At 30.8% G+C, this 25,259-nt stretch carries 17 protein-coding genes; 8 read left to right on the top strand and 9 right to left on the bottom strand.

The window, feature by feature from the left end; all coding sequences use genetic code 11:
- Positions 1 to 76: 76 nt before the first annotated feature.
- Entirely contained in the window at positions 77 to 997 is a 921-nt protein-coding gene (locus D1815_RS04955; RefSeq protein WP_233557558.1) for a phospholipase A, read from the bottom strand.
- Positions 998 to 1,070: 73 nt separating this feature from the next.
- Positions 1,071 to 3,257 (bottom strand): S9 family peptidase, encoded by a 2,187-nt coding sequence (locus D1815_RS04950; RefSeq protein ID WP_118386156.1) that lies wholly within the window; start codon positions 3,255 to 3,257, stop codon positions 1,071 to 1,073.
- A 386-nt stretch (positions 3,258 to 3,643) separates the two neighbouring features.
- Between D1815_RS04950 and D1815_RS04945 the strand changes: the two genes are divergently transcribed.
- Entirely contained in the window at positions 3,644 to 6,643 is a 3,000-nt protein-coding gene (locus D1815_RS04945) for a carbohydrate-binding protein (protein ID WP_118386155.1), read from the top strand.
- Between the two features lie 128 nt (positions 6,644 to 6,771).
- Here D1815_RS04945 and D1815_RS04940 read toward each other — a convergent pair whose 3' ends face one another.
- Together D1815_RS04940 and D1815_RS04935 are read right to left on the bottom strand one after the other, a co-directional pair.
- Positions 6,772 to 10,044 (bottom strand): M1 family aminopeptidase, encoded by a 3,273-nt coding sequence (locus tag D1815_RS04940; protein WP_118386154.1) that lies wholly within the window; start codon positions 10,042 to 10,044, stop codon positions 6,772 to 6,774.
- A gap of 10 nt (positions 10,045 to 10,054) precedes the next feature.
- Positions 10,055 to 10,921 (bottom strand): ABC transporter ATP-binding protein, encoded by an 867-nt coding sequence (locus D1815_RS04935; protein ID WP_118386153.1) that lies wholly within the window; start codon positions 10,919 to 10,921, stop codon positions 10,055 to 10,057.
- Positions 10,922 to 11,136: 215 nt separating this feature from the next.
- Here D1815_RS04935 and D1815_RS04930 point away from each other — a divergent pair, with 215 nt between their 5' ends.
- Both D1815_RS04930 and D1815_RS04925 read left to right on the top strand, forming a co-directional pair.
- Entirely contained in the window at positions 11,137 to 11,907 is a 771-nt protein-coding gene (locus D1815_RS04930) for a sensor histidine kinase (RefSeq protein WP_118386152.1), read from the top strand.
- Positions 11,904 to 12,602 (top strand): LytTR family DNA-binding domain-containing protein, encoded by a 699-nt coding sequence (locus D1815_RS04925; protein ID WP_027391541.1) that lies wholly within the window; start codon positions 11,904 to 11,906, stop codon positions 12,600 to 12,602. Before D1815_RS04930 ends, D1815_RS04925 begins: the two co-directional genes overlap by 4 nt.
- Positions 12,603 to 12,630: 28 nt before the next feature.
- Here D1815_RS04925 and D1815_RS04920 read toward each other — a convergent pair whose 3' ends face one another.
- Positions 12,631 to 13,338: a LytTR family DNA-binding domain-containing protein gene (locus D1815_RS04920; RefSeq protein WP_027391542.1), complete on the bottom strand. Its 708-nt coding sequence runs from the start codon at positions 13,336 to 13,338 to the stop codon at positions 12,631 to 12,633.
- On the bottom strand, positions 13,339 to 14,313 hold the full coding sequence (locus tag D1815_RS04915; RefSeq protein ID WP_118386151.1) for a sensor histidine kinase: 975 nt from the start codon (positions 14,311 to 14,313) through the stop codon (positions 13,339 to 13,341). It lies immediately after the preceding gene.
- 320 nt (positions 14,314 to 14,633) lie between these two features.
- Between D1815_RS04915 and D1815_RS04910 the strand changes: the two genes are divergently transcribed.
- From D1815_RS04910 to D1815_RS04895, 4 genes are all read left to right on the top strand, one after another.
- Complete coding sequence (locus tag D1815_RS04910; RefSeq protein WP_118386150.1) at positions 14,634 to 15,497, top strand: ABC transporter ATP-binding protein; 864 nt, start codon at positions 14,634 to 14,636, stop codon at positions 15,495 to 15,497.
- A 134-nt stretch (positions 15,498 to 15,631) separates the two neighbouring features.
- Positions 15,632 to 17,179: an ABC transporter permease gene (locus D1815_RS04905; RefSeq protein ID WP_118389879.1), complete on the top strand. Its 1,548-nt coding sequence runs from the start codon at positions 15,632 to 15,634 to the stop codon at positions 17,177 to 17,179.
- 119 nt (positions 17,180 to 17,298) lie between these two features.
- The gene (locus D1815_RS04900) at positions 17,299 to 18,225 is read left to right on the top strand and encodes a LamG-like jellyroll fold domain-containing protein (RefSeq protein WP_118386149.1); all 927 of its coding nucleotides are present in this window, start codon (positions 17,299 to 17,301) and stop codon (positions 18,223 to 18,225) included.
- Between the two features lie 38 nt (positions 18,226 to 18,263).
- Positions 18,264 to 20,456 (top strand): acylase, encoded by a 2,193-nt coding sequence (locus tag D1815_RS04895; RefSeq protein ID WP_118389876.1) that lies wholly within the window; start codon positions 18,264 to 18,266, stop codon positions 20,454 to 20,456.
- Positions 20,457 to 20,529: 73 nt separating this feature from the next.
- On the opposite strand, the gene D1815_RS04890 is transcribed toward D1815_RS04895, so the two are convergent.
- The 3 genes from D1815_RS04890 to D1815_RS04880 are packed head-to-tail and all read right to left on the bottom strand — an operon-like array spanning position 20,530 to position 23,465.
- Positions 20,530 to 20,775, bottom strand: a complete 246-nt coding sequence (locus tag D1815_RS04890; protein ID WP_118386148.1) for a peptide methionine sulfoxide reductase — start codon at positions 20,773 to 20,775, stop codon at positions 20,530 to 20,532.
- Between the two features lie 21 nt (positions 20,776 to 20,796).
- On the bottom strand, positions 20,797 to 22,359 hold the full coding sequence (locus D1815_RS04885; protein WP_118386147.1) for a YdiU family protein: 1,563 nt from the start codon (positions 22,357 to 22,359) through the stop codon (positions 20,797 to 20,799).
- A gap of 56 nt (positions 22,360 to 22,415) precedes the next feature.
- Complete coding sequence (locus D1815_RS04880) at positions 22,416 to 23,465, bottom strand: DUF3667 domain-containing protein (RefSeq protein WP_118386146.1); 1,050 nt, start codon at positions 23,463 to 23,465, stop codon at positions 22,416 to 22,418.
- A gap of 198 nt (positions 23,466 to 23,663) precedes the next feature.
- On the opposite strand from D1815_RS04880, the gene D1815_RS04875 reads away from it, so the two are divergent.
- The gene (locus tag D1815_RS04875) at positions 23,664 to 25,226 is read left to right on the top strand and encodes a M28 family peptidase (RefSeq protein ID WP_118386145.1); all 1,563 of its coding nucleotides are present in this window, start codon (positions 23,664 to 23,666) and stop codon (positions 25,224 to 25,226) included.
- Positions 25,227 to 25,259 lie beyond the last annotated feature (33 nt).

The raw sequence follows: 25,259 nt of genomic DNA, 5'->3' as shown, positions 1-25,259 counted from the left end.
ATATTTATTAGCCAATAAGTATTAGAAAAGGCCGTCGTCACTATGATCGATGGCCTTTTTGTTATTTAAATAAAATTTATCTCCATTGAAGAAGAGATAAACCTATTCCAAAAGTTGTTTGATTATGATTATAATCTATTAAGCTTTCACCATATCCATGAAAAAATTGCGCATGAACTTGTAGTTGATCTAGAACTTTAATAGCGTAATCAAACCGGATACTCCCTCTGTTTTTATTCCCTCCGCGTAAAGAATGTTTTGCTAAAAAACTAATATCGTGTCTACCTCTTGAGAAAACTGTTAGAAATTCAGTTCTACCAACATAATCCTCTATTCCAGGGTTATTATCTTCTATCCTATCTTCTGGTAATCTCCACCAAGGCCTTAGAACGAAACTCCATGAAGGTGTTTCCCAACCGAACTGCAATACAATTCTATTCCAGCTTCTAGATAAAGGATTCGATCTTCCATTACTTTGATGATTAATTCCTATTCCAGCAAATACACCATTCAAACCAAGAATTTTATACGCTGTAGGAAATACTAACATTACTTCAGGCTCATAATTTGTTTCTCTAAACGGTCTAGAAATATTTGCGCTATATAATTGCCATCTAGAAGATTGTGTATATCCCACCCAAACATCACCTCCTATTCTTTTACCAAAAAGATTTCTTACAGCTCTGGTTTTAAAACTTAATTGAAACTTTAACTCTGTATCCGAAAAATCAGATGACTCTTCTGCTAAATTAAGTGGGTTATCACTGGTCGGAAAATTATTAATATCAGTTGTATAATTAGCTACTAAAAAATAAACCGGTTTATAAGGTTCAATTTTAAAACGTTTAATGCTGTCTCCTTTAATTTGCCATCTTTTAGATAAGCTTCCTTCAGAATCTTTCTTAACTACTTGACCATAATTAAAAGAAAACATAAGAACCGATATTATTGTAGTAGTTATTACTTTCCTAAAGTCCTTATCCATCAATTCTACCACTTTTTTCAAATTTATAAAAAAGCCAATAAGCATTGAGATCTTACTGGCTTTAAATCAATCTTTTTATAAAAATCTATTTCTCTATTCCTTCTAGATCAAGCATAAAAGCATACTCTAACGCCACACTTTTATATCTTTCGAAACGCCCAGAAGCACCTCCGTGTCCAGTTTCCATATCACAATCCATAATCAAAAGATTATCATCTGTTTTAAGTTCTCTAAGCTTAGCTATCCATTTCGCTGGTTCCCAATACTGTACTTGACTATCCCAGTATCCAGTTGTTATTAATATATTAGGATAATCTTTTGCTTCTACATTATCATAAGGCGAATATGATTTCATATAATCATAATATTCTTTGTTCTTAGGATTTCCCCATTCATCAAATTCAAATGTTGTTAAAGGGATTGTTTCATCCATCATAGTAGATACTACATCTACAAATGGTACCGCTGCAACGACACCATTCCAAAGCTCTGGTTTCATATTTAAAACAGCTCCCATAAGTAGACCTCCTGCACTACCGCCTAAGGCATACATATGATCAGAACTGGTATACCCTTCTTTTACTAAATAATCTCCAACATCTATAAAATCAGTAAATGTATTTTTCTTTTTAAGAAGTTTTCCATCTTCATACCAATATCTGCCCATTTCCTGACCTCCTCTAATATGAGCCATGGCAAAAACAAAACCTCGGTCTAACAAACTTAATCTAGTAGAACTAAATCTTGGTTCTGTACTACTTCCATAAGAACCATAAGAATATAATAAAAGTGGTGTACTAGCATTTTTTTGTATTCCTTTTTTATAAACAAGAGATATAGGAACTTTTACACCATCGCTAGCTGTTGCATATAAACGTTCTGATACATAATTGTCCTTAGAAAAATTAGAATCTAATACTTCTTGTTCTTTTAAAACAGTTTGCTCCTTGGTATCCATATTATAATCAATAACGCTACTAGGAGTTGTTAACGATGTATAACTATAACGTACAATATTTGTGTCAAAATCCATATTAACACTAGTTCTGGAAAAATATGCTGGATCATTAAAAGAAATATAATGATCATCATTACCATCCCATTTTCTTACTCTGATAGTACTAAGACCATTTTTTCGTTCACTCAGCACTAGATGATTTTTAAAAGCAGTAAAACCCTGTAACAAAACATCATCTCTATGTGGTATCACATCCACCCAATTCTCTTTTGTTGTAGCATTTACTGGTGTTTTTACTAATTTAAAATTTTTCGCATTCAGGTTAGTATTTATATAAAAATGATCTCCAAAATGAGCCACATCGTACTCGAGGTCTCTTTCTCTTGGTTGGATTACCTTCCAAGTAGCATTAGGGGTATCTGCATCTAAATATCTGTATTCTGTAGACAACGTTTGATAGCTCCCACTAATAATATATTTATCCGATCTAGATTTATAAACAAATGTACTGAAGGTGTCATCTTCTTCATTAAATATTAATACATCTTGAGACTGATCGGTACCCAACACATGTTTATAAATTTTGTTTGCTCTAAGAGTGACTGAATCTTTAGAAGTATAAAAGACTGTTTTATTATCATTAGCCCAAGCTACACTTCCTGTGGTATTTACTAATTTATCAGAAAGCGTTTCGTTAGTCACTAAGTCTTTAAAATAAATAGTATATCTCCTTCTAGAAACGGTGTCAACACCATAAGAAAGCATTTTATTATTAGAACTAATAGATATTCCTCCTAATGCAAAATATGCTAATCCTTCTGCCATTTTCGGAGCATTCAACATAATCTCCTCTGTAGCATTATCCTCCAATTTTTTACGACAGTACAATGCATAATCCATTCCTTTTTCGAATCTAGTGTAATAGGAATATCCATTATCATTATAAGGTACAGAAGAATCATCTTTTTTAATACGTCCAACGATTTCATCGAATAATGTTTTCTGTAGACTATCCGTATGCTTCATAGCAGCATCCTTATAATCATTTTCTGCATTTAAATAATCCAAAACATCTTGTGTCTGAGCATCTGGAGTGTCTGCATTCTTCTGATCATCACTTAAACGCATCCAGAAATAATTATCTACGCGGGTATCACCATGCGCTATTAATTCTTCAGCTACTTTTTTAGCCACAGGAGCCTCTAATGATTGATGTCGTTTTTGTTTTACTTTCGTTTTTTCTTCTTCCGTTTTTTTACAGCCTACAAAAAGCACTGAAACGATAAGAAATAGATTGATGATGTTTGTTTTCATTATAAAAGTTTGATTAAAATGTAAAATGAGTGTTTTTAATTATATAAAAAAATTTTAGTATTTGGATTTAAAAATACTAGTATTCTACAACAATTAGTAATTAATTCAATTTTAAATTAAATAAGCCTTATTTCTATCCCACGATTTTTCCGTAAACAATAAACGAATTCTATATAATTATCTACGTATTCTAAAGGCTAAATGATCCTTTAAGAACATATGTTAAATTTATAATTAAAATTGGTTAACCAATTTATCACTTAAAACACTCATACCTTTTTATACAACTAACCAACAACTGCATTATTTATATTAAAAAAAACAATACCAGTAGATTACGAAAAGGAAACTAACTAATAATAAAACAACAACTATATACCAACAAAATGAAAATTTCAAACTATAGCTTCTCAATAATCTTTGGGATATTCCTACTATTCACGAATACTTCTAAGGCTCAAATTCTTGTATCTCATGATTTTGATAACGGCAATCTTGGCCCATTTAATGTATGTACAACTCAAAACCCTAATTATTCCAAAGTAGTTAATGGACGTCTAAAAACTTGGTGGACATCAGAAGGATATAATGGAACACGGATGGACAAAGGAGCCGAAGCTTGCGGAGACCAATGGACAACATATAAAGAAGGATGGTATGGTATGAATTTAGAGTTAGGTTCTGATTATCCTAAAAACAAAAAAGCAGGTATTGCTCAGATTTTTGGATTTATTCCTGGCTTTTGGTCTTGGGAGTCAATGCTACAGGTTGAAAATGGGGACTTAACAATTATTCATAGATCTAATGGAGGAAGCAGTAGTAATGTCGAGGAAGTAGTATATTCTAATTTCCCTTATGAAACAGAGGTCCCAATCGTGATTCATTTTATTTTATCTAATCAAAATAAAGGTGAATTTGAGATTTGGGTCAATGGAGTTAGTGAATACCGAAAAACGAATATAAATTTTGGATTCGGAAATTTTGATAGTAACGATGTGAAGATAGGAAATGTAGATCAAGATTTTGGGTCCGAAGAAGCTGGTTCATTAACAGTTTTAAAAATGGGACAGTATAATTTTCAAGATTCGGAATATGAGACCAATGAAACAAGAACCGTTTATTATGATAATGTTTCTTGGTATAATGGTCCTAACGGATATGATATTGTTAATCCCAGTGAAGATACAGTGGAGCTTTGTGAAAGTCATGATGCATTTTCGCAGATAGAAGCAGAAGATTTTTGTGAACAATCTGGTATACAAACTGGAACTACTAATTCTTTTGTAGGATGGGTAAATAATGGTGACTGGGTACAATATAAAAATATTGATTTTGGTTCTGGTGCAAATTCAATAGAAATGTCTGTATCAAGTGGGACTTCTGGAGGGACAATTGAAATAAGACAAGGAAGTATTTCCGGAACTTTATTGGGAACAGTAGAAGTTACTAATACTGGATCTTTTACATCATGGGAAACTCTAACAGCAAATATATCTGAAGTAAGTGAAAAGCAAGATATTTATTTGGTCTTTAAGGGAGGAAGTGGATATTTATTAGATGTTGATTGGTTTCAGTTTTCGGAAGATACGACAACTAACCTTTGTAATTCACCGTTAACAGATGTAACACCTCCTTCTAACCTTGCTTCTGGTATTAGTTATGTATATTATGAAGGTAATTGGAATTCGCTTCCTAATTTTAATTCACTATCACCAATATCTACTGGAATAGCATCTGCAATTGATCTTAGTAATACGCAAAGTCAAGATAATTTCGGATTAACATTTGATGGCTATATAAATGTACCAAGTAATGGTAGTTATACATTTTACACAACATCCGACGATGGTTCTACTCTTTGGATTGATGGAATTAAAGTAGTAGATAATGATGGATTACACGGTGCACGTGAAGAATCCGGAACAGTTTGTTTAGAAGCTGGATATCATGAGATAGAAGTTCAATTTTTTGAAAGAACTGGTGGAAATGTATTGTCTGTGGCATATGAAGGTCCAGGTATTTCTAAGCAAAATGTACCTACTTATTATGGAGCTACTAATAATACAATTATCATTCAAGAAGATGAAACTGGATTCTGCTCTGCTGAAGGAACTATTGATAACAATCATACAGGACATACAGGAACAGGTTTTATCAATACTGCAAATGCAAATGGCAATGGGATAGATTGGAAATTAAATGGATCAGCCGGATCTTATACCATTACTTGGAGATATGCTAGCACAAGTAACCGATCTGCAAATTTAATAGTAGATGGATCTACAGTAGCTAGTAATATTTCTTTTAACACTACGGGAAGCTGGACTACTTGGGAAACAGAATCAATAACAGTGAATCTTTCTGATGGAATAAAGGATGTACGTTTGGAAGCAACTAATAACTCAGGACTTGGTAATATTGATTATGTACAAGTTACAGGACCAAATGTCTCAGTATTGTCTTGCACAACCATTGGGGAAGATTGTTCAGATTTCTTTGGAGGACTTTCAATTACACAAACTAATCCTGGTTGTAGCAACAATAATGGTCAAATTATTGTCAATTTCGAAGATTCAAATGTGTACACACAAATTCAATTAAGTATTGATGGAGGAAACTCCTACCCTATTACGGTTAATGACAACATTGGATCTTATAGTTTTACAGGTTTGAGCAATGCAGAATATCAAGTAGCTGCTAGATATGCAGGTGGAGATTGTGAATACAATGTGGCGCATCTAATTCTAATTCAGGATTGTGGAGATATTCCTTTAAATCCTGGAGGAGTTTCTTGGCACGACAGTTATGAGGCTAACGGATTTTGTTGGTGTAGCACTAATTTTGATCACAATTTAGGAAGTAAAAAAGTAATTGTTAATGGAACACAATACAGTGTAGTTGATATTTGTGACGAATTAGAAAAACACCCATTATTTAGGTCTAGAAATAATGGAGACAATATCTATAACGATGTTCAATGTGGAAACGGACCGATCAATGATTCGAATGACGAACCATTATGTCCCGGTAGAGTTGATATGGGTGTTGAAGGATGTTTAGTAAGAGGTGTACATTGGGATATGGAATGGCTAGCAAGTAGAGATCGTTTTAAAACAGATAACAAGTTTCCTGAAGATGTAGCAAAAGAATCGCCTACAGTATACCCAAACCCTTTAAAAGAAAATAGTTTACTAAACATAACTGTTTCTGGTTTAGGTTTAGCTCGAGTAGAAGTTTATAATTTAGCTGGTTTACGAATACATTCAGAAAATATTAATGGAAAATCAGCAGCTTTAGATTTACAACATTTGAATACTGGCGTTTATATCATAAAAATACTTGATAATAAACAATCATACTTCGATAAAATAAGTGTTCAAAAATAAGTGTTTTTAAAACTTAAGATGAATTAAATAAAGATTATATTCTTATATAAAAATCTCTTAAATAAGTAAGCCTTTCATTTTTGAAAGGCTTACTTATTTAATCATTAAACATTACCTTAACAAACAAGTTATTCTACTTTTTCAAATAAATCAGTAATAATATACTGCAAATCTTCTGGTGTAACCTGTCTAAAATATGAGAGTAAATCTTTTGTTGTTGCATATCTACCAGACGCGGTTTTAAGCATCCCATTCTGACTGTGCCAATCTTTTATAAAATCCTCTAATGCTTTGTTAACAGCATTTTCACCTATTTCTTGTTGCAATGTATACATAGCTACGGCTCCTTTGTTATAATAGACATAATCTTGATTCTCTACTAATGCCAGTGAAGGTTCTCGCGCATTGGATTTTTTTCGTTTTTTGTTATATATCTCTTTTTGAAATTCTAAAAACTGTTGCACCTTTTCTTCAGAATAATTATTTTTTAAAACCATCAGAGCTGCATATTGAGACAACGTTTCTAAAATCATATGACGCCCTTGTACGTTTGCAGCTTCTACTTGCATACCAAACCATTGATGTGCAACCTCATGTGCTGTAACAAAAAAGGCCATATCCACATCTTGTTCATCATCAATATCTAATACAAATCCTATAGCTTCAGAAAAAGGAATAGTATTAGGAAAAGACTGAGCAAATACTTCGTATCTAGGAAATTCCATAATACGTAATTGTTCATATTGATAAGGACTGAAATTAGTACTATAATAGTTTAAAGAAGCTTTCATCGAAGCCATCATTCTATCTAAATTATATATATGATTATTGTGATAATATATTTCTAAGGATACAGGTTTAGTAAAATCAGTGATAGACGACTCCCAAACATCTTTTCTTGTTTCATATTCTGCAGAAACAATCGAATAGAAGTTTATCATCGGAGAATTCGTTTTATAATGAAAATAATTTCGGTTATTCTCTTCCCATTGTTTCATTAAAGTACCAGAAGTAATTGCAGTTTGTTTATTATTTGTGCCAATAATAGCTTCAAAATTAATTCCATCAGAATCGCCACCAGAAACTGCATTAACCAATTCACGTTCATCCTCTCTCCTAGCCTTATTTTGTCTAGTACCAAGTTTATATTCCTCCCGCTTATCCTCATCACGAACTTCATATTTTTTATTATAACCTATTGTTGGGAACTCCTGATTATTCAAAAAAGTACCATTATTTACTATTTGTGTACTGGAATTATCATCTTCGAATCCTATGGGGTTATAAGATTGTATAAATTTCATTTTAATAGAATCTCCCGGCAGTAATGTTTCGGATAAAGAATAAATCGAATAATCAAATTGACTATATTTAGTGCCTATAGATACATTATTTCCGACGAAAATAACAGAATCCAATTGTACGTGTGATGCTATTTTTTTTTGAATATGAATATCACGTATTGGTTGATCCAATGTATTCTTTAAAATAAAATATCCATGAACTTCATAAGACCTATTTTCAGGAAACAATTCAATATTTAAATTCACTTTGGTAATCTTAGGTTGCGGTATATACTCATATTGTTTTAGCGCCTTTTCATAATTAGCACGAAATGTTATTTCTTCTGAATTTGTCCAATAATCGTTTAGTATATTAATATTATAAAATATATAAACTCCTATACCTATGAATACAAGACTGGCAGAAATAACAAACCACTTTATTGGTTTAGAAAAACGATATCTAATAGTTTTAAAGCGTTTAACTAGTCCCGTTTCTGTTCCTCTGATAGAGAAAACAGCACTAATGACTAATAACAGACTACCAAACACCAACCAATAGCTTTTAATCCAGAGATATGGTTTTAGAAAATGGCCATAACCATTCATACTCGAATATGTCCCTAAAGTTTTACCTCCAAATTTGTACAAGCTATGTTGAAACCCAAAATATTCTGAACTTATATTGATAATGAAAAACAATAATGTGAGTAATATTCCAACAAATTTATTATTACTTATAACTTGAAACAAAAGTGCAATGACGGTATAAAGAACTAAGAATGGTAATATTTCTAAAAAGAACCCAAAGAAATAAACCTTAAGCTCAAAATTATAATACCCGTTAACAATCTGAAACAGTATCCCTGTTATAATTAAGCTTAACATTAATATGATATAAATACTAACGAGAGCAACAAATTTACTAATCAATGGAATGGTATCAGAAATGGGAGTAGCATCGAATATTAAATTTAGTTTAGCATTTCTTTCTTTCCAAATAAGCTCTCCAGAATAAAAAAGAAGAATGATTATAAAGAAATATAGAGACATTTCCTGTAGCTCTTCTACAATAAAATACGTTGCAGGATAGCTATCCACACCATAAACAGTTCCTAAACTCACGGAATTGATCAAAATAATAATCATTCCACAGATAACGATTGCCCAAAACGAAGTCTCTTTTAATAAGGAAATAATATAAAATTTAGAAAGCGCTATTAATTGAAGACAATATGTTTTGATTGTATATTGTGCGCTTATATTAGGTGTAGAATACCCAAGTACTGATAATTCTTCTTCAATATTTGATTTTTTAACCTTATTTTTTTTAGAAGTTTTTGAACTAATAGTAAAGGAAAATTTACGATAACCTATCATTAGAATAATGATACCTAACACCATCCAAAATAACTTATTATGAAGCATCACACCATTAAATAATATTTCTAGCGAATTACGTTCTGTAACAGACCAATTCTTAGAAACTTGAGTAAGTGTTGTTAATGAAAAAGGATCCAAAATAGCCTGTATATATTCGTTTTTTACAGCTTTAGTAAGTAAAAAAAATACGAATAAGAAAATCCCTTGTGTATAAACCACGAGTAATTTTTTACTTAACATCCCAGTAACAAAAAACAAGGAAGCTCCAAAAAATAATATAGGAAGTACTATAATTACAAACGATTGTAAATAATTTATTGGCATAAATGGTAATAAATCTTGATGCCAAGGCATGAGTTCACCGACAATCATACCAAACAATACTGCACTAAAAATGAATAATAATACTGTAAATGATCCTAAAAATCGTCCAATGATATAATCACTTTTTTTAATAGGATTAATGAATAATAATGACTCTACATTATATTGAAAATCACGAAGTACAGGAACTCCCATAATCATTGATGCCATAATCATAAAAATGCCTGTAATGGCTCCCATAGTTTTGCCAATTACCAATGGTGCATTTTTTTTCACCAATCCCATCTCCACTCCTTGAAAAACAAAATCTACACCAACGAGAGAAAACAAAAAAAGAAACACAAAAAACACATATGTTTCTGGACGTTTTGCTCTATATTTAAGTTCAAATTTGAATATTTCGTACCACATAATTTTTGAATTAATTATTAATTTGTGAAAAATAAACGTCCTCTAAACTGGCATTTATAGGAGCAAAACCATTTTTGGGATCTTCATCACTCAGCACATGAATAACAGGCTTGCCCAAAAACAGTTTTTCATTGATAACCTTATATTTCTTTTTATAGATATCTAATTCATTTTTAGCTATTGTTTTTTGATATACTTTACCTTCAATTTTTTGAATAAGCTCTAAGGGTTTTCCTTGTAGTACTACTTGACCTTGATTAATGATTGCCATATTAGTACATAACTCCTTTATATCATCCACTATATGCGTTGATAAAATGACAATTGTATTTTCGCCTATTTCACTTAATAGATTATAAAATCTGTTACGCTCTGCAGGGTCTAATCCTGCAGTTGGTTCATCTACTATAAGTAGCTTTGGGTTATTCAATAAAGCCTGAGCAATACCAAAACGTTGTTTCATTCCACCGGAATATCCTCCTAAGTTTTGATTTCTTACATCATACAGGTTTGTTTTATGCAATAAACTATTTACAACTTCTTTTCGTTCTTTTTTATTAGTTATACCTTTTAAAACTGCTAAATGATTGAGCAATATGTTTGCAGATATTTTAGGATAAACACCAAATTGTTGTGGTAAATAACCAAGAGTTTTTCTAAGTTCATTTTTCTCTTTCAAAACATTGATGTTTTCGAATTGAATTGAACCTGTATCAGCTTCTTGCAGTGTCGAGATAGTCCTCATTAAAGTGGATTTCCCTGCCCCATTGGGCCCTAATAACCCAAACATCCCTTTAGGAATATGCAGTGTAACATTCTGTAATGCTTTTACACCATTTGCATAGGTTTTTGATAAGTTATCTATGATTAGTTCCATACTGTTCGTTTTTTAAATGATTCTATATTTCCAACAAACCTATGATCAAGTAACAAAAGAGGTAAATAATAGTTACTAACGAATTCAAAATAGGGATACAAACACAAACTAGAAATAGCAAATAAATTCATCCCTAGTTTGATCAGGTTTATATAGAGTTAAATAGTGTTCATCAACTTCTTTGGTGGAGATACATTATTTAATTAATATTGAATATGAGACCTAGAATTCTAAAAATCATTTTCTGGCTATTTGCTATATGTACTCCTTTTGTTTTAATCGTTTTAGTGGCCACGGAAGAAGAATTAATTGCCACTCTTTTATCATTCTTTTACTTCAGTATTCTATTTGTTGTAGGGATTCGTTGGGTGTCCAGACAATTAAAGACAATTATTAAACTAAAAAATGAAAAGTCTAAAACTGAATTATTACATCTAAAAAGTCAAGTGAATCCTCATTTCTTTTTTAATACCCTTAATAACCTATATGGTTTAGTAGAAGAAGATTCAAAAAAAGCTCAAGAACTAATACTAAAACTATCTGATATGATGCGGTATAGTATTTATGAAGGACAACGAGATTTTGTTACGGTCAAAGAAGAAATAGAATATCTTAAAAATTATATTGAGCTTCATAAAATGCGTTATCATAAAAAGACAGAAGTCAATTTTAACCTACATATTCAAAATGAAGAATCTAAGGTTATGCCATTACTGTTTATCATACTCTTAGAAAATGCATTTAAACATGGAGTAGAGAATTTAAGGGATGGAGCTTATATTCATATAAATATGACATCTGGAGCCAATGAAATACATTTTGCAATAGAAAATAACTTTGATGCATCCGAGGTTACAAAAGAACCTGGCATTGGTCTCAATAATTTGAAAAGAAGACTAGAATTAGTGTATCCAAAAAAACATTCTTTATCTTTTGCGATAACAGAAGATGTGTATAAAGTACAACTAACCCTTAAGCAATTATGATTAAGTATTTAATTATAGACGATGAACATGTAGCACACGGTATTATAAAGCGTTACTGTGATTTATTACCAAACATGAAATTGCTTCAACATTGTTATGATGCTTTAGAAGCTTTTGAATATATGAACACTAATGAGGTAGATTTGATTTTCCTAGATCTTAATATGCCAAAATTAAAAGGATTCGATTTTTTGAAAACACTTTCTAATCCTCCTAAAGTTATTGTTACCACAGCTTATAGCGAATTTGCTTTAGAAGGATATGAATTGAATATTCTGGATTACTTGTTAAAACCTTTTAGTTTCGAACGTTTTCTAAAAGCAGTAAATAAGGCTACAGCATCAGAATCAAAATCTATTTCCCCTAATCATCTCCGTACAGAAGCTCCTGAAAAAAGTATTTTTCTAAAAAGTAATAAAAAGTACATACAAGTTTTAATTGAGGATATTAAATACTTGGAATCTGCTGGGAATTATGCTAAGGTTGTTACCACTCAAGAAACCATAACTGTAAGAGAAAAAATAACTGATCTATTAGCTACAATAGCCAGTGATGATTTTTTACAAGTTCATAAATCATTTGCAGTAGCCAAAAAACATATAAAAAGTATCGAAGGAAATAGAATTTTAATTGCGGATCAAGTAATACCTATTGGCACTATGTATAAAATGAACATCACCCAATTATTTAAATAAAACTTAGGTATATATCTAATTGATATCGCTAAATACCATCTATTCTATTTAGAATTAACTTTCTATAAGATTTACTTATAGGTAATTTACTATCATTTTGTAATACTATTTGATTTCCATCAATTAACTTAAGTTTATTAAAATTGACAACATATGACTTATGAATTCTAACGAAGTTATCAGATAATTTTTCTAAAAAATCGGATAATGTTACAGGTGTTAGAATCATTTGATTTGTATATATTTTGATATAGTTACCATAAGCTTCTATATAGTTAATAGTTTCTAAGTCTAATTTAATAATCTTCTTATCACTCTTAACATATACAGATTTTGTACTTTTTTCTTTTTCTACAACAACAGTATCCTGAATAGGACTTGTTTGCTGTTGCACTTTTAAAACAGCTTGTAAAAATCGTTCCAAACTAAAAGGTTTTAGTAAATAATCTGTTACCGATAATTCAAAACCTTCTACTGCATACTCAGGATATGCTGTAGTAATAATCACATGAGGTTTGTGACGAATTGTTTTTAATAAACTAATACCAGATAATTTTGGCATATTGATATCTAGAAACAATAAGTCGACCGTATTATCCTGTAAAAACTCCATTACTTCAAACGCATTTTTACAGGTATTTACTACCTCTAAATATGGGATTTCTTTAATGTAACTCTCTATAATTTGTCGAGCTATTGGTTCATCATCTGCTATTAAACACTGTAGTACTTTCATTTAAAAATTAAGATTTAATGCCACTTGATAACAATCTTTTTCTTGTTTTACTTGTAACTTGTATTTGTCTGTATACATCAAATCTAAACGTTTTTTCGCATTTTGTAAACCAATGCCACTTTTTCCTTTTTCAATATTTGTTGTACGAATGGAATCTATAGTATTCAAGCAATTAAAGTTAAGAGAATCCTTTTCTATCTCAATATTTACTGATACTTTGCTTTTTACTCCTTCTAAAACTCCCAAATGCTTAAAAGCATTTTCTACAAAAACAATAAATAGCATCGGGGCTATAATTTTATCAGAAGGATCATAACCTTTAATGTTTAATTGGATATCTGCTTTATCTTCTAATCTTATTTTCTCTAATGAAATATAGTTTTCAAGGTATTTGATTTCTTTCTCTAAAGGAACAAATGTTTCCTTCGTTTCATACAAGCTATATCTTAACAAATCAGAAAGTTTGAGCATCAAGTCTGGTAATTTTTCGGATTTAATCACAGATAAACCATATAGGTTATTCAAGGTATTAAACAAAAAATGAGGATTTAATTGTGCTTTCAAGAGCTTTAACTCAGCCTCTTTTTCTTCCTGACGTCTGTAAAAACTATCTCTAGCCAACTTCAAAGCGGTTCCAAATAGTATTACCAATAGAACAGCTCCAAATATATTTAATAACATTCTCCATTGAAAGCTTTCAAAAAAACTACTTAACAAAGCAACTCCCAAAAAAGTAAAAAATGTAATATTTAAAGAAAATAAAACAACTCCTAGTACCCTTTTATTTGTAAAAAATAGCGGTAATATTTTCAGATTACTGATATAAACAGGAGGTATTATAAAAGCAATAATGGCAGCTGATGCCAGCAATCTATTTTCGGCTTGGATAACCATCAAAAATATAATCATCAAAAACAACCAAACGAGTATGTTTTGTACAAGTTTATTATCAATCCAAGTATCTAATCTTGACATATTAATTTTTTAAATTTTACATTCAAAAATAAGTTTTGGTTTGTGAAATACCACTTTTTCATGATGTAAGAACTAATTTTTTATTCAAGTTGACCTATTTAAGGTTTAAACTGACATTTGTTATTATATCACGATACACCCACCACTCATCATTCTTTTTTCTTTCTATTGGTATAATATATCACTTTTGATCTCAATCAATTAAATATCACATATATGAAATCGCTAATAGAATTTATCATTGAATTAACCATCCTACTTATAGAAAGTATCGGAATGTATTAAAATCTAGTTATTAATAATTTAATAAATAACAAAACATGAAACTGGAAATCAAAAACGTATCAAAAAAATACAATAGAAATAAATATGGGTTGAAAGACTTTTCAATTACTATAGAAAAAGGAATATTAGGGTTATTAGGTCCTAATGGAGCAGGAAAATCAACACTTCTTAAAATGATAGCTACCATCAGTAAACCAACAGACGGTACAATAATTCTAAACAGAAATAACATTCTGAAGGATGCAAACTATATAAGAAAGCAATTAGGTTTTCTTCCACAAGATTTTGGTGTATACCAAAACCTTAATGCCTTTGAATTTTTAGAATACATAGCAGCTTTAAAAGGTATTGGTGGTCCAAATCTTAAAACAAAAATACAACAGTTACTAGAAGGGCTCAATTTACTAGAGGCAGCTAAAAAACCAATAGGAAGCTATTCTGGAGGTATGAAACAACGCGTAGGAATCGCACAGACACTTTTAAATGATCCTAAAATTATAATATTTGATGAACCTACTGTAGGGCTGGATCCAGAAGAAAGAGTTCGTTTCAGAAATCTTATTTCGGATTTGGCGCAAGATTGTATCGTTATTTTGTCATCACATATCGTATCCGATATCGATACCATAGCAGATCAAGTGGCTGTAATGAAAGACGGTACGCTATTATCCCAAGGAAACCAAGAACAACTCATAAAATTAGTTGATCAAAAAGTTTTTGAAATCATTATCAATAAAGAAGAGTTAAAAGATTTTAAGACAAACCATATTATCGTAAGCACGGCTAGAAAGGAAGGAAACTTATCCGTTAGGTATATCTCCGAAAATCCAATGATTGGATCTAAATCTAAAAAAGCAAATCTAGAAGATGCTTATTTATACTTAACAAAAACAAATTAATATCATGAAAAAATCAACAAATAAAAAAACTATAGCAACTATATCTATTACCACAATACTATTAATAATTGCAATTATAATTTTCCTAAAAAAAGCACATATAGGAGTTTATTATGCCTACTAATACCATCATTATGAAAACATTCTTATCAACTATAAAATTTGATTATCTGCAACGAGTTAGAAGTTACAGTTTTCTAATAACCTTATGTATAAGTCTAGCGGTAGCATATACATTTGTACCAGAACCTAATGCCAATTATTCTACTATTAGAATTGCTGATCATGTTGGATATTATAATGCTGCTTGGTTCGGGTATGTTACTGCTATAATGACTAGTATATTCTTATCACTAATTGGCTTCTATTTAGTTAACGGCAGTATTAATAAAGATTTAACCACTAAAATAGGGCATATAACTGCTTCCACTCCAATTACCAATTTTAAATATCTTTTATCCAAAGTACTCAGTAATTTCTTAGTGTTGATTACAATAGTATTCATTGTATTTTTAATGAGTATTTTACTTTTTTATTTATATAATGATGGTTATTCATTAGAAATATTAGACTTTTTAATTCCATATTTATTAGTTCCAATTCCGGCAATGTTTTTTATAGCTGTATTGGCAATAATTTTTGAAGTGGTATTTAGGAAATATTCAGTACTACAAAATATCGGGTTCTTCTTTTTATTTTCAGCATTAGTATTTTCAGCTAATAATGATAAATCACAATTTGCTCTAGACCCATTTGGTACTAAAATTGTAATGCATCAAATGGAAGAAACGGTTAGAAGCATTATAAAAGTAGATGAAAAAACAGACTTATCCATCGGATATGCTATTGGAAATATAAAAGAGACTAAAAAGTTTGAATTTAATGGAATATCATTTCCCACAGTATTTATTATAAGTCGTTTCATATGGGTATTACTTGGTACGATGATGATAATGGTCGTTACACCATTATTCCACAGGTTTAGTATTAAAGAGAAACTAAGAAGTATTAGTTTGACCCCTAAAATTCTGAAGACACAAAATAATCAAGAGATCATAGTATCTGAATTAAAGAAATCCACCACTAATTATGGAATCATTTCTTTAGTCAAAACAGAACTAATGTTACTCTTTAGAAAAGGAAAAAGATGGTTATGGATTATTAACATAATTGGGGTTATATCCTTGGCAATTGCACCTATCAATATAGCATATCCATTGATCCTTCCAGTCCTATGGTTTTTACAAGTTCATAGACTATCAGAAATATCTTCCAAAGAAATATATAATAATGTACATCATATTACATTTACATCATATAAACCATTAAGTAGATTATTAAGTTCACAACTAATTGCCGGAACAATACTAATGTTATCACTAGCTTCTCCATTAATTATAAGGTTATTTATAAAATTTGATTTATTATCCAACGCTCATATAATTATCGGGTCAATTTTTATTGTTTTGTTGGCATCCACTTTAGGAATACTGACTAAAGGAAAAAAGTTATTCGAAATAATATTCTTTATGATAACGTATGCAAACATGAACAAAATACCATTTATGGATTACTTCGGTGGACTAGACCATAATAACGATTATATCGTATCCTTAACAATAATAACTTTGTTTTTAGGTACGATCGGATTCTTAACAAGAAGGCATCAATTAAAAAATTGAAAACTGATATTATAATATCATAAAGTTTATTTAAAACTATTGTTTCAACTACCCACCTTAGTATTTGGTGGGTATATTTTTATATATTTATAACCATATAAACACACACTTATCATCTCATGAAATTTGCAAAATCCTCTCTTCAGTACGGTATTATTTTTACTTTAGCTTTATCTTTTATGGCAGTATCCTGTGGAAAAGAAAAGACTAAAAAGGACAAAACCCAAAACGATGTAGTTAAAAAGGATACTACTAAAACAGTATTAAAAAAAGCATTAACATTTTACACTTCTTTTGACAATGGTACTGATGCAGATTTTTCATTAGGAGATCCTAAAATATATACCGTTCCATCAAGAAAAGCTAGAGATTCTGCCAAAATGGGTTTACACAAAGAAGGAGTTAGTTTATCAGAAAATCAAGGTTTAAAAGGTGGAGCTCTTCTTTATGAGAAGGATAGTAAAGGTTATATTTATTACACTAGTAAAGATAATATCGCTTACAATCAAAAAGAATGGAATGGAGCTGTATCTTTTTGGCTCAATCTTGATCCTGCTACAGATTTAGAGCCAGGATATTGTGATCCAATCCAAATTACAGATGTAAGTTATAATGATGCATCTATTTGGGTAGATTTTACCAAAGAAAATCCTAGAGATTTTAGACTAGGAGTTATTGGAGATAAAATTTCTTGGAAAAAAGATACTACCATATCTGACAATGATGACCCTGTTTTTAAAAATCAATTAATTCCAGTCTCTCAGCCTCCTTTTGCAAAAGGAACTTGGACACATATTTTTATAAATTTTAAAAATTTAAATTCTGGAAAAGGTGAAACTTCTTTATACATCAACGGTGTATTAAAAGGACAGCGAGATAATATTACAGATCCTTTTTCATGGGAATTAGAAAAATCTAATATTTATTTAGGATTAGGATACATAGGATTGATGGATGAACTGTCTATTTTTAACAGAAATCTAACTCAAAAAGAAATATCTACATTATTTGCTCTAGAAAATGGAGTTCACACAATTTTAAAATAACGTTAGCACTACCATTTATTTATTATATGATTAATCCTATGAAAAGCTCAAAAATCACTCTTTTTTGTATTATCTCTTTCCTATTTTTCTCTTGTAAAATTGAAACAAAAATAGAAATTAGTGATGAAGAAAAACGTTGGAAAGAACATTCAATAAATACCACTATTATAAGAGATGATTTTGGTGTACCTCATATCTATGGAAAAACAGACGCAGATGCTGTTTTTGGACTGTTGTATGCACAATGTGAAGATGATTTTAATCGTGTAGAACAGAATTATATTTGGGCTACAGGTCGATTAGCAGAAGTAGAAGGAGAAAAAGCTCTTTATAGTGATCTTAGAGCTAAATTATTTATGACCAAGGAAGAAGCAATAGCTAATTATGAAAAAAGTCCTCAATGGCTTAAAGAATTGTGCATTGCTTTTGCTGATGGTATTAATTATTATCTAAAAACACATCCTGAAGTAACTCCCAGATTACTAACACATTTCGAGCCGTGGATGCCTATGTATTTTAGCGAAGGTTCCATTGGTGGGGATATAGAACGTGTTTCTACTCGTAAAATTAAAGCGATGTATGAAGGTGGTATGGAACTCCCTATGTCAGAGGAGATAGCTTTAAAAAAGGAAAAGGAAATGATAGAACCGCAAGGTTCTAATGGAATTGCTATTTCTGGATCATTAACAAAATCAGGAAATGCGATGTTATTAATTAATCCACATACTTCATTTTATTTTAGAGGAGAAGTGCATGTGGTAAGCGAAGAAGGGTTAAATGCATATGGAGCTGTTACTTGGGGGCAATTCTTCGTATATCAAGGTTTTAATGAAAAAACTGGATGGATGCATACTTCTACCTATACAGATGTTATAGATGAATTCATTGAAACAACTACTAAGAAAGATGGTAAACCCATGTATAAATATGGAGACGAACTAAAATCTATAAAAGAATACGAAGTTGTTTTAAAATATAAAGAAGATGATACTTTAAAAGAAAAAACATTTCCGGCTTATAGAACGCATCATGGTCCTATTACACATCTTAAAAATGGTAAATGGGTTGCAACCTCATTAATGTGGGAACCTGTAAAAGCATTAGAACAATCCTATATACGTACTAAACAAAATGGTTATAAAGGATTTAGAAATATGATGGATATAAAAACGAATTCATCAAACAATACCGTTTATGCAGATGCAGAAGGAAACATTGCTTATTTCCATGGTAATTTCATCCCAGTTAGGGATCAATCTTTCGATTATACCAAACCCGTTGATGGAAGTAATCCTAAAACCGATTGGAATGGGTTACATCCTGTAAATGAAGCGATAATGCTTTTGAATCCAAAAAATGGTTGGTTACAAAATTGTAATTCTACACCATATACCGCAGCGTTAGAGTTTAGCCCAAAAAAAGAAGAATATCCTGCATATATGTCTATTGACAGAGAAAACTTTAGAGGCGTTCACGCTATTGAATTATTGAAGGACAAGAAGAATTATACAATAGATAGTCTTATATCATTAGCCTATGATCCATATTTACCCGCATTCGAAAAATTAATTCCTGGACTCGTAGAAGCTTATGATAAAATTGATAAAACAAAAGAATTAGGCAGTGCTATCGAAATTTTACGTAATTGGGATTACAAAACTTCCGTAGATTCCAAAGCAATGACGCTAGCACATTTCTATGGGACTAATTATGCAAAAAAAGGGAAAAGACCAGAAGAAAGAATTAGTGATATGGCACTACTCACCTATTTTGGTGAAAAATCTCCGTTAGAAGAAAGACTGTCTATTTTTAAAGAAACTCTAGCTCAAATAGAAGAAGACTTTGGAAGTATCCTTCCATGGGGAGAGGTAAATCGTTTTCAACGTATTAATGGAGATATAAAACAACCATTCGATGATAATAAACCTAGCACTCCGGTTGGATTTGCATCTGGACGCTGGGGAGCACTTGCAGCATATGGAGTTCGCTATACTAATAATACTAAGAAAATTTATGGTACTAGAGGAAATAGTTTTGTTGCAGTTGTGGAATTTGGTGATAAAGTAAAAGCAAAAACTAGTTTAGCTGGTGGACAAAGTGGTAATCCGGATTCTACACATTTCGACGATCAAATAGAACCGTATGTAAATGTTCAATTTAAAGAAGCTGCATTCTACAAGGAAGATGTAGAAAAACGTGCTGAAAAAACATACCACCCAGGAGAAAAATAACCTAAACTAAAACAACAAGTTAAATACCATAAGCTATTTAAAATCAATCATTTAAATACTAAAAAACAATTCATTAGATTAAAAATACATTATTCAGAAAATCAATAACCTTTTGTTTTGGCATTTCGCAAGGTTTTAATAATTCGGAAGTAGAAGTGATGTAATAATTTAAACTTATAAAATCATTTCCTTGTAATTCTTTTGCATATATTTTAAAAGACTTTCCGTGATTAAAAACTTCTTTGGTTATGCTATACTTAACATTGTTATAAATCCCTTCGGAATATCCTTCTTTAATATTATTTATTACATCTAACATAAATTTCACTAATACTTATTATTAGGAACTACAAGATAGCATAGAACAACCTACCTTATCTCTTGCCCAATCAGGACGTTTAGCAAACCATTTATCGTATTCAGGTTGTTCACTATAGGGTTTTTTAAGCATTTTATACAATTCATCGATTAACATATAATCACCTTTATCAGCGTCGTCTATAGCTAACTGAGCCATATAATTACGTAACACATACTTAGGATTAATAGTATCCATTTTTTCTTTGCGTTGCTCATCACTTAAAACCTCTACATTCAACCTATTATCATACATTAAAAACCAATCATTCCAACGCTGTAGAACATCCTCTTTTACATCACTAAGTGTATAAAAAGCTTCTGAAACTATTTGCATCCATTGATTATAACTTCCTTTTTTATAAGTACTTAAATTTCTGAAAAAAATAGTCATATCAGTTTCTACAACCTGAAGTAATTCTTCTAATTGTTCTATAATATGCTGATCTTCCGATTGCTTAGTAAACAATCCTATTTTAGATGTCATCATATCGATATATTCATTCTTATAAGAATTTTGATAAGCGTCCAAAATATTTTCTAATGGATCTGCTTCTTCAATTAACGGGAACAACGCATTTGCTAATTGATAAAGATTCCACAGAACAATTTCTGGTTGTGTACCATATCTATAACGTTTAAACTGACTATCTGTGGTATTAGGAGTCCATCCATGATCATATACTTCTAACCATCCATAAGGTCCATAATCTATTGTTGCACCAAGAATAGACATATTATCAGTATTCATAACTCCATGAACAAAACCTACTCGCTGCCAATCTATAACCATCTTCAAACTTCTTTCACTAACTAATTTAAAGAATGAAATATAGGCCTCCTTGCCTGTGTTTGTTATCTCAGGATAAAAGTATTTGATGGTATAATCTGTCAATAATTTCAACGTTGTATGATCTCCATGAGCGGCTAATACTTCAAAATTACCAAACCGAATGAAAGAAGGTGCAACTCTCGATACAACGGCTCCTTTTTCATATGCTGCATTACCATTATATAATATATCCCTTAATACTTGATCACCGGTAATAGACAAAGATAAAGCTCTAGTTGTAGGAACTCCTAAATGATACATGGCCTCACTACATAAATACTCGCGTATCGAAGAACGAAGAACTGCTAAACCATCAGCATTACGAGAATAAGGCGTCTCTCCTGCTCCTTTTAATTGAACTGCCCAACGCTTAGAATTATGTACAACTTCCAATAAGTTAATAGCACGTCCATCTCCCAATTGTCCTGCCCAGTTTCCGAATTGATGACCTCCATAATGCATTGCATAAGGTTTTGTGTTTTTCATCACCTTATTACCGGTCATTATCTGTAAAAACTCTTCGGATTTAGCATCATCTTGACTTAACCCTAAATCTTGCATTACTTCATCAGAAACATGCAAAATTGTTGGATTACTTGTTTTTCTTGGAGTAACATAAGAGAAGCAAGCATTTCTAACCTGTCTACGAGAGTTTTCAAGTATCGGGTCCGAAGGCAATTCTTCAGAAAATGTATTATTTATATTGAATTTCATTATTACTTCTTTTAAAATTAACTTCTTTATTAACAACAAAATTTAATCTCTAATCTTTAATATAAAAATATAGACACAAAAATAATACCTGTAAAAGCTAATGGTACAATAATCATCATATATACATAACTAACTACAAAACCTTTAAGAATTGCTCCAATCCAACTACCTTTATAGAAGTTCCTAAACGCTAGAATTAAATAAATAATAAAGGATAAAAAGAATAATACCTGTAACCAAATAGGAATCTCAATAAACGAATTAAAACAAATTAAAAAACAAAACGATGTAAAAATAAATGTGAAAAAATAAAAACTAAATACCATATGATGTGCAAAGGTTCCTTTTGTCCAAAAGAATATTTTCAACAAAAAAGCAAATAATGGCAGCATTAAGAACATTGTAATAGGAATCGTATCATAAAAAGTTTTTAATATTCCTCCACCCTGTTGCTCATAAAACTTCAATATTTGAGTAAAAAATTTTTTAGTAATCGCTCCATCATTTTCATCAACCCCCATAATCTTGAGTTTCTCACTCTGGGGAGCACCAATAGTTATCAATGAATCTAACTGTTTGCGTTTAAAATTAAATGAGAGATTTGGATTTTTTTGTTCCGCAGAAATCACAGAATCAAGAGCTTTAAGATCTTCGCTTGCAATATTAGCAAGTGCAGCGTTTTCAGTTATTGCTTTTTTAGCAATTTCGATACCAATTGAATCTTTTTTAAAATCTAAAGAATCTAACTTGATATCCTTACTAAATTCTTGCTTAAACTTCTTATTAAGGGTATTATCGGCCTTCCTCACAGTAAATGAGAAAATAAAAAAGAACACAACAGATATGAATAAGTAAAATTGAGCGGGATGTAAGTATGAAAGACGTTTTCCATCTACAAAACGTCTCGCCAGTACACCAGGTTTTGTCATTAATGGTATGAAACTTTTAAAGAAACGAGCATCAACCGCAAAGTAATTTCCAATAGTATTACTAAATAAAACTCCAAAAGTTAATTTATCAGCTGCCTCTTGTCCGCAATATGGACAATAATCAAAGGACCTATCAAAAGACTGTTCACAATTTTTACATTGGTTAGTACTAGACATTTTTTATCAATTTATTAAATGTATAAACGAAATTACAAATATAATTTGATCTATTTATGTTAACATCTATCCACTTAATCTAGAATTAAAACACCATAAATGATTTGATCAAGTCTATTTTTTCAATCACTTAATAAAATCATATATAAATTCTTGTATTTTTGGCTAAATCAAAAAAAATAATATTCACACATCTTTATGAAAAAAGTATTTTCTGTTTTGGCTATAACGGCTCTTATTACAGCTTGTGGTACTACCAAAACAACAACAAAACCGGCAGAAACAAAAAAAGTTGCTAATGATCCTGTAACATATGCCAAAACAATTACATCCGAAGATTTAAAAACTGCATTATATAAATATGCATCAGATGAGTTTGAAGGAAGAGAAACTGGTAAGCCAGGTCAAAAAATGGCTGTTAATTTCCTAAAAGAACACTACATGAAGTATGGTGTTCCTGCTGCTAAAAGCGATGGGAACTATTTTCAAGAAGTACCTCTTGAAGTTGCTGGAAACCCTGAAATCAAGCTAACTGTTAATGACAAATCATTTGCATACAAAGAAGATTTTATATCCTTAAGTTCTGGTAAAACAGATAAAATTTCTATCAATGAAATTGTATATGTTGGATTTGGAATCGATGATGAAAAGTACTCCAGTTATTCTGATGTTGATGTTAAAGATAAAGTTGTTTTAATTAAATCAGGAGAACCTAAAAACAAAAATGGAACTTTTATGGTAACTGGAACTACAGAAGCATCTAAATGGTCAAACATGAGGCAACAGTTTGCTGCTAAGCGTACTGCGGCAATAGACCAAGGTGCTAAAGCTATTTTGTTTTATTTCCCAGAAGTATATCAGATGGCAGTTGCACAATTTACTAACTCCTCTAGCAGAATGTCACTTGCCGGCAATGACGAAGATCCTTACTTTTTGCTTCTCAATGAAGATTTAGCAAAGGCATTTGTTAATGATATTGCTACAAATGATAAATCTAGTGTTATTAAGACGAATTTTTCAATGGATTACAAAAATGTTTCTGAGAAAATAACTTCAGAGAATGTAGCTGCATTTATCAAAGGATCTGAGAAACCTGATGAGATTATAGTAATATCTGCACATTTAGATCACGAAGGAGTAAAAGACGGAAAAGTATATAATGGTGCTGACGATGATGGATCAGGAACTGTTGCGGTGGTAGAAATTGCAGAAGCTTTTGCCAAAGCTGTAAAAGATGGTAATGGACCGAAAAGGTCAATATTATTTCTAAACGTTACTGGAGAAGAAAAAGGTCTTTTGGGATCACGCTATTATACTGATAAAGATCCAATTTTTCCATTAGAAAACACAGTTGCAGATTTAAACATCGATATGATCGGTCGAATAGATCCAAAACGTAAAAGTGAAAATAGAAATTATGTATATTTAATAGGAAGTGACAAGCTAAGTACGGAACTTCATAATATTTCTGAAGAAGTAAATACAAAATATACAAATGTAGAATTGGATTACACATATAATGATGAGAACGACCCTAATCGTTTCTATTACAGATCTGATCATTATAATTTTGCAAAAAACAACATACCAGTAATATTTTATTTTAATGGTACTCACGATGATTATCACCAACCAAGTGATACACCTGATAAAATTGAATATGATTTACTAGAAAACAGAACTAGACTAGTTTTTCATACAGCATGGGAATTAGCTAATAGAGAGAATCGGATTATTGCAGATAAAGCAGAAAAGAAATAACAAAAAGGTATTTCTACTATAATAAAAAAAGAG

It is taken from the genome of Aquimarina sp. AD1 (assembly GCF_003443695.1).
Classification (GTDB): domain Bacteria; phylum Bacteroidota; class Bacteroidia; order Flavobacteriales; family Flavobacteriaceae; genus Aquimarina; species Aquimarina latercula.
This window is presented reverse-complemented; position numbering and strand designations above follow the sequence as displayed.

Coding starts and splice junctions, on each gene's coding strand:
- D1815_RS04885 (WP_118386147.1), bottom strand. CDS start 22,359: ATGAAATTCAATATAAATAATACATTTTCTGAAGAATTGCCTTCGGAC.
- D1815_RS04905 (WP_118389879.1), top strand. CDS start 15,632: ATGAAAACATTCTTATCAACTATAAAATTTGATTATCTGCAACGAGTT.
- D1815_RS04945 (WP_118386155.1), top strand. CDS start 3,644: ATGAAAATTTCAAACTATAGCTTCTCAATAATCTTTGGGATATTCCTA.
- D1815_RS04890 (WP_118386148.1), bottom strand. CDS start 20,775: ATGTTAGATGTAATAAATAATATTAAAGAAGGATATTCCGAAGGGATT.
- D1815_RS04875 (WP_118386145.1), top strand. CDS start 23,664: ATGAAAAAAGTATTTTCTGTTTTGGCTATAACGGCTCTTATTACAGCT.
- D1815_RS04935 (WP_118386153.1), bottom strand. CDS start 10,921: ATGGAACTAATCATAGATAACTTATCAAAAACCTATGCAAATGGTGTA.
- D1815_RS04900 (WP_118386149.1), top strand. CDS start 17,299: ATGAAATTTGCAAAATCCTCTCTTCAGTACGGTATTATTTTTACTTTA.
- D1815_RS04930 (WP_118386152.1), top strand. CDS start 11,137: ATGAGACCTAGAATTCTAAAAATCATTTTCTGGCTATTTGCTATATGT.
- D1815_RS04915 (WP_118386151.1), bottom strand. CDS start 14,313: ATGTCAAGATTAGATACTTGGATTGATAATAAACTTGTACAAAACATA.
- D1815_RS04950 (WP_118386156.1), bottom strand. CDS start 3,257: ATGAAAACAAACATCATCAATCTATTTCTTATCGTTTCAGTGCTTTTT.
- D1815_RS04910 (WP_118386150.1), top strand. CDS start 14,634: ATGAAACTGGAAATCAAAAACGTATCAAAAAAATACAATAGAAATAAA.
- D1815_RS04920 (WP_027391542.1), bottom strand. CDS start 13,338: ATGAAAGTACTACAGTGTTTAATAGCAGATGATGAACCAATAGCTCGA.
- D1815_RS04895 (WP_118389876.1), top strand. CDS start 18,264: ATGAAAAGCTCAAAAATCACTCTTTTTTGTATTATCTCTTTCCTATTT.
- D1815_RS04880 (WP_118386146.1), bottom strand. CDS start 23,465: ATGTCTAGTACTAACCAATGTAAAAATTGTGAACAGTCTTTTGATAGG.
- D1815_RS04925 (WP_027391541.1), top strand. CDS start 11,904: ATGATTAAGTATTTAATTATAGACGATGAACATGTAGCACACGGTATT.
- D1815_RS04940 (WP_118386154.1), bottom strand. CDS start 10,044: ATGTGGTACGAAATATTCAAATTTGAACTTAAATATAGAGCAAAACGT.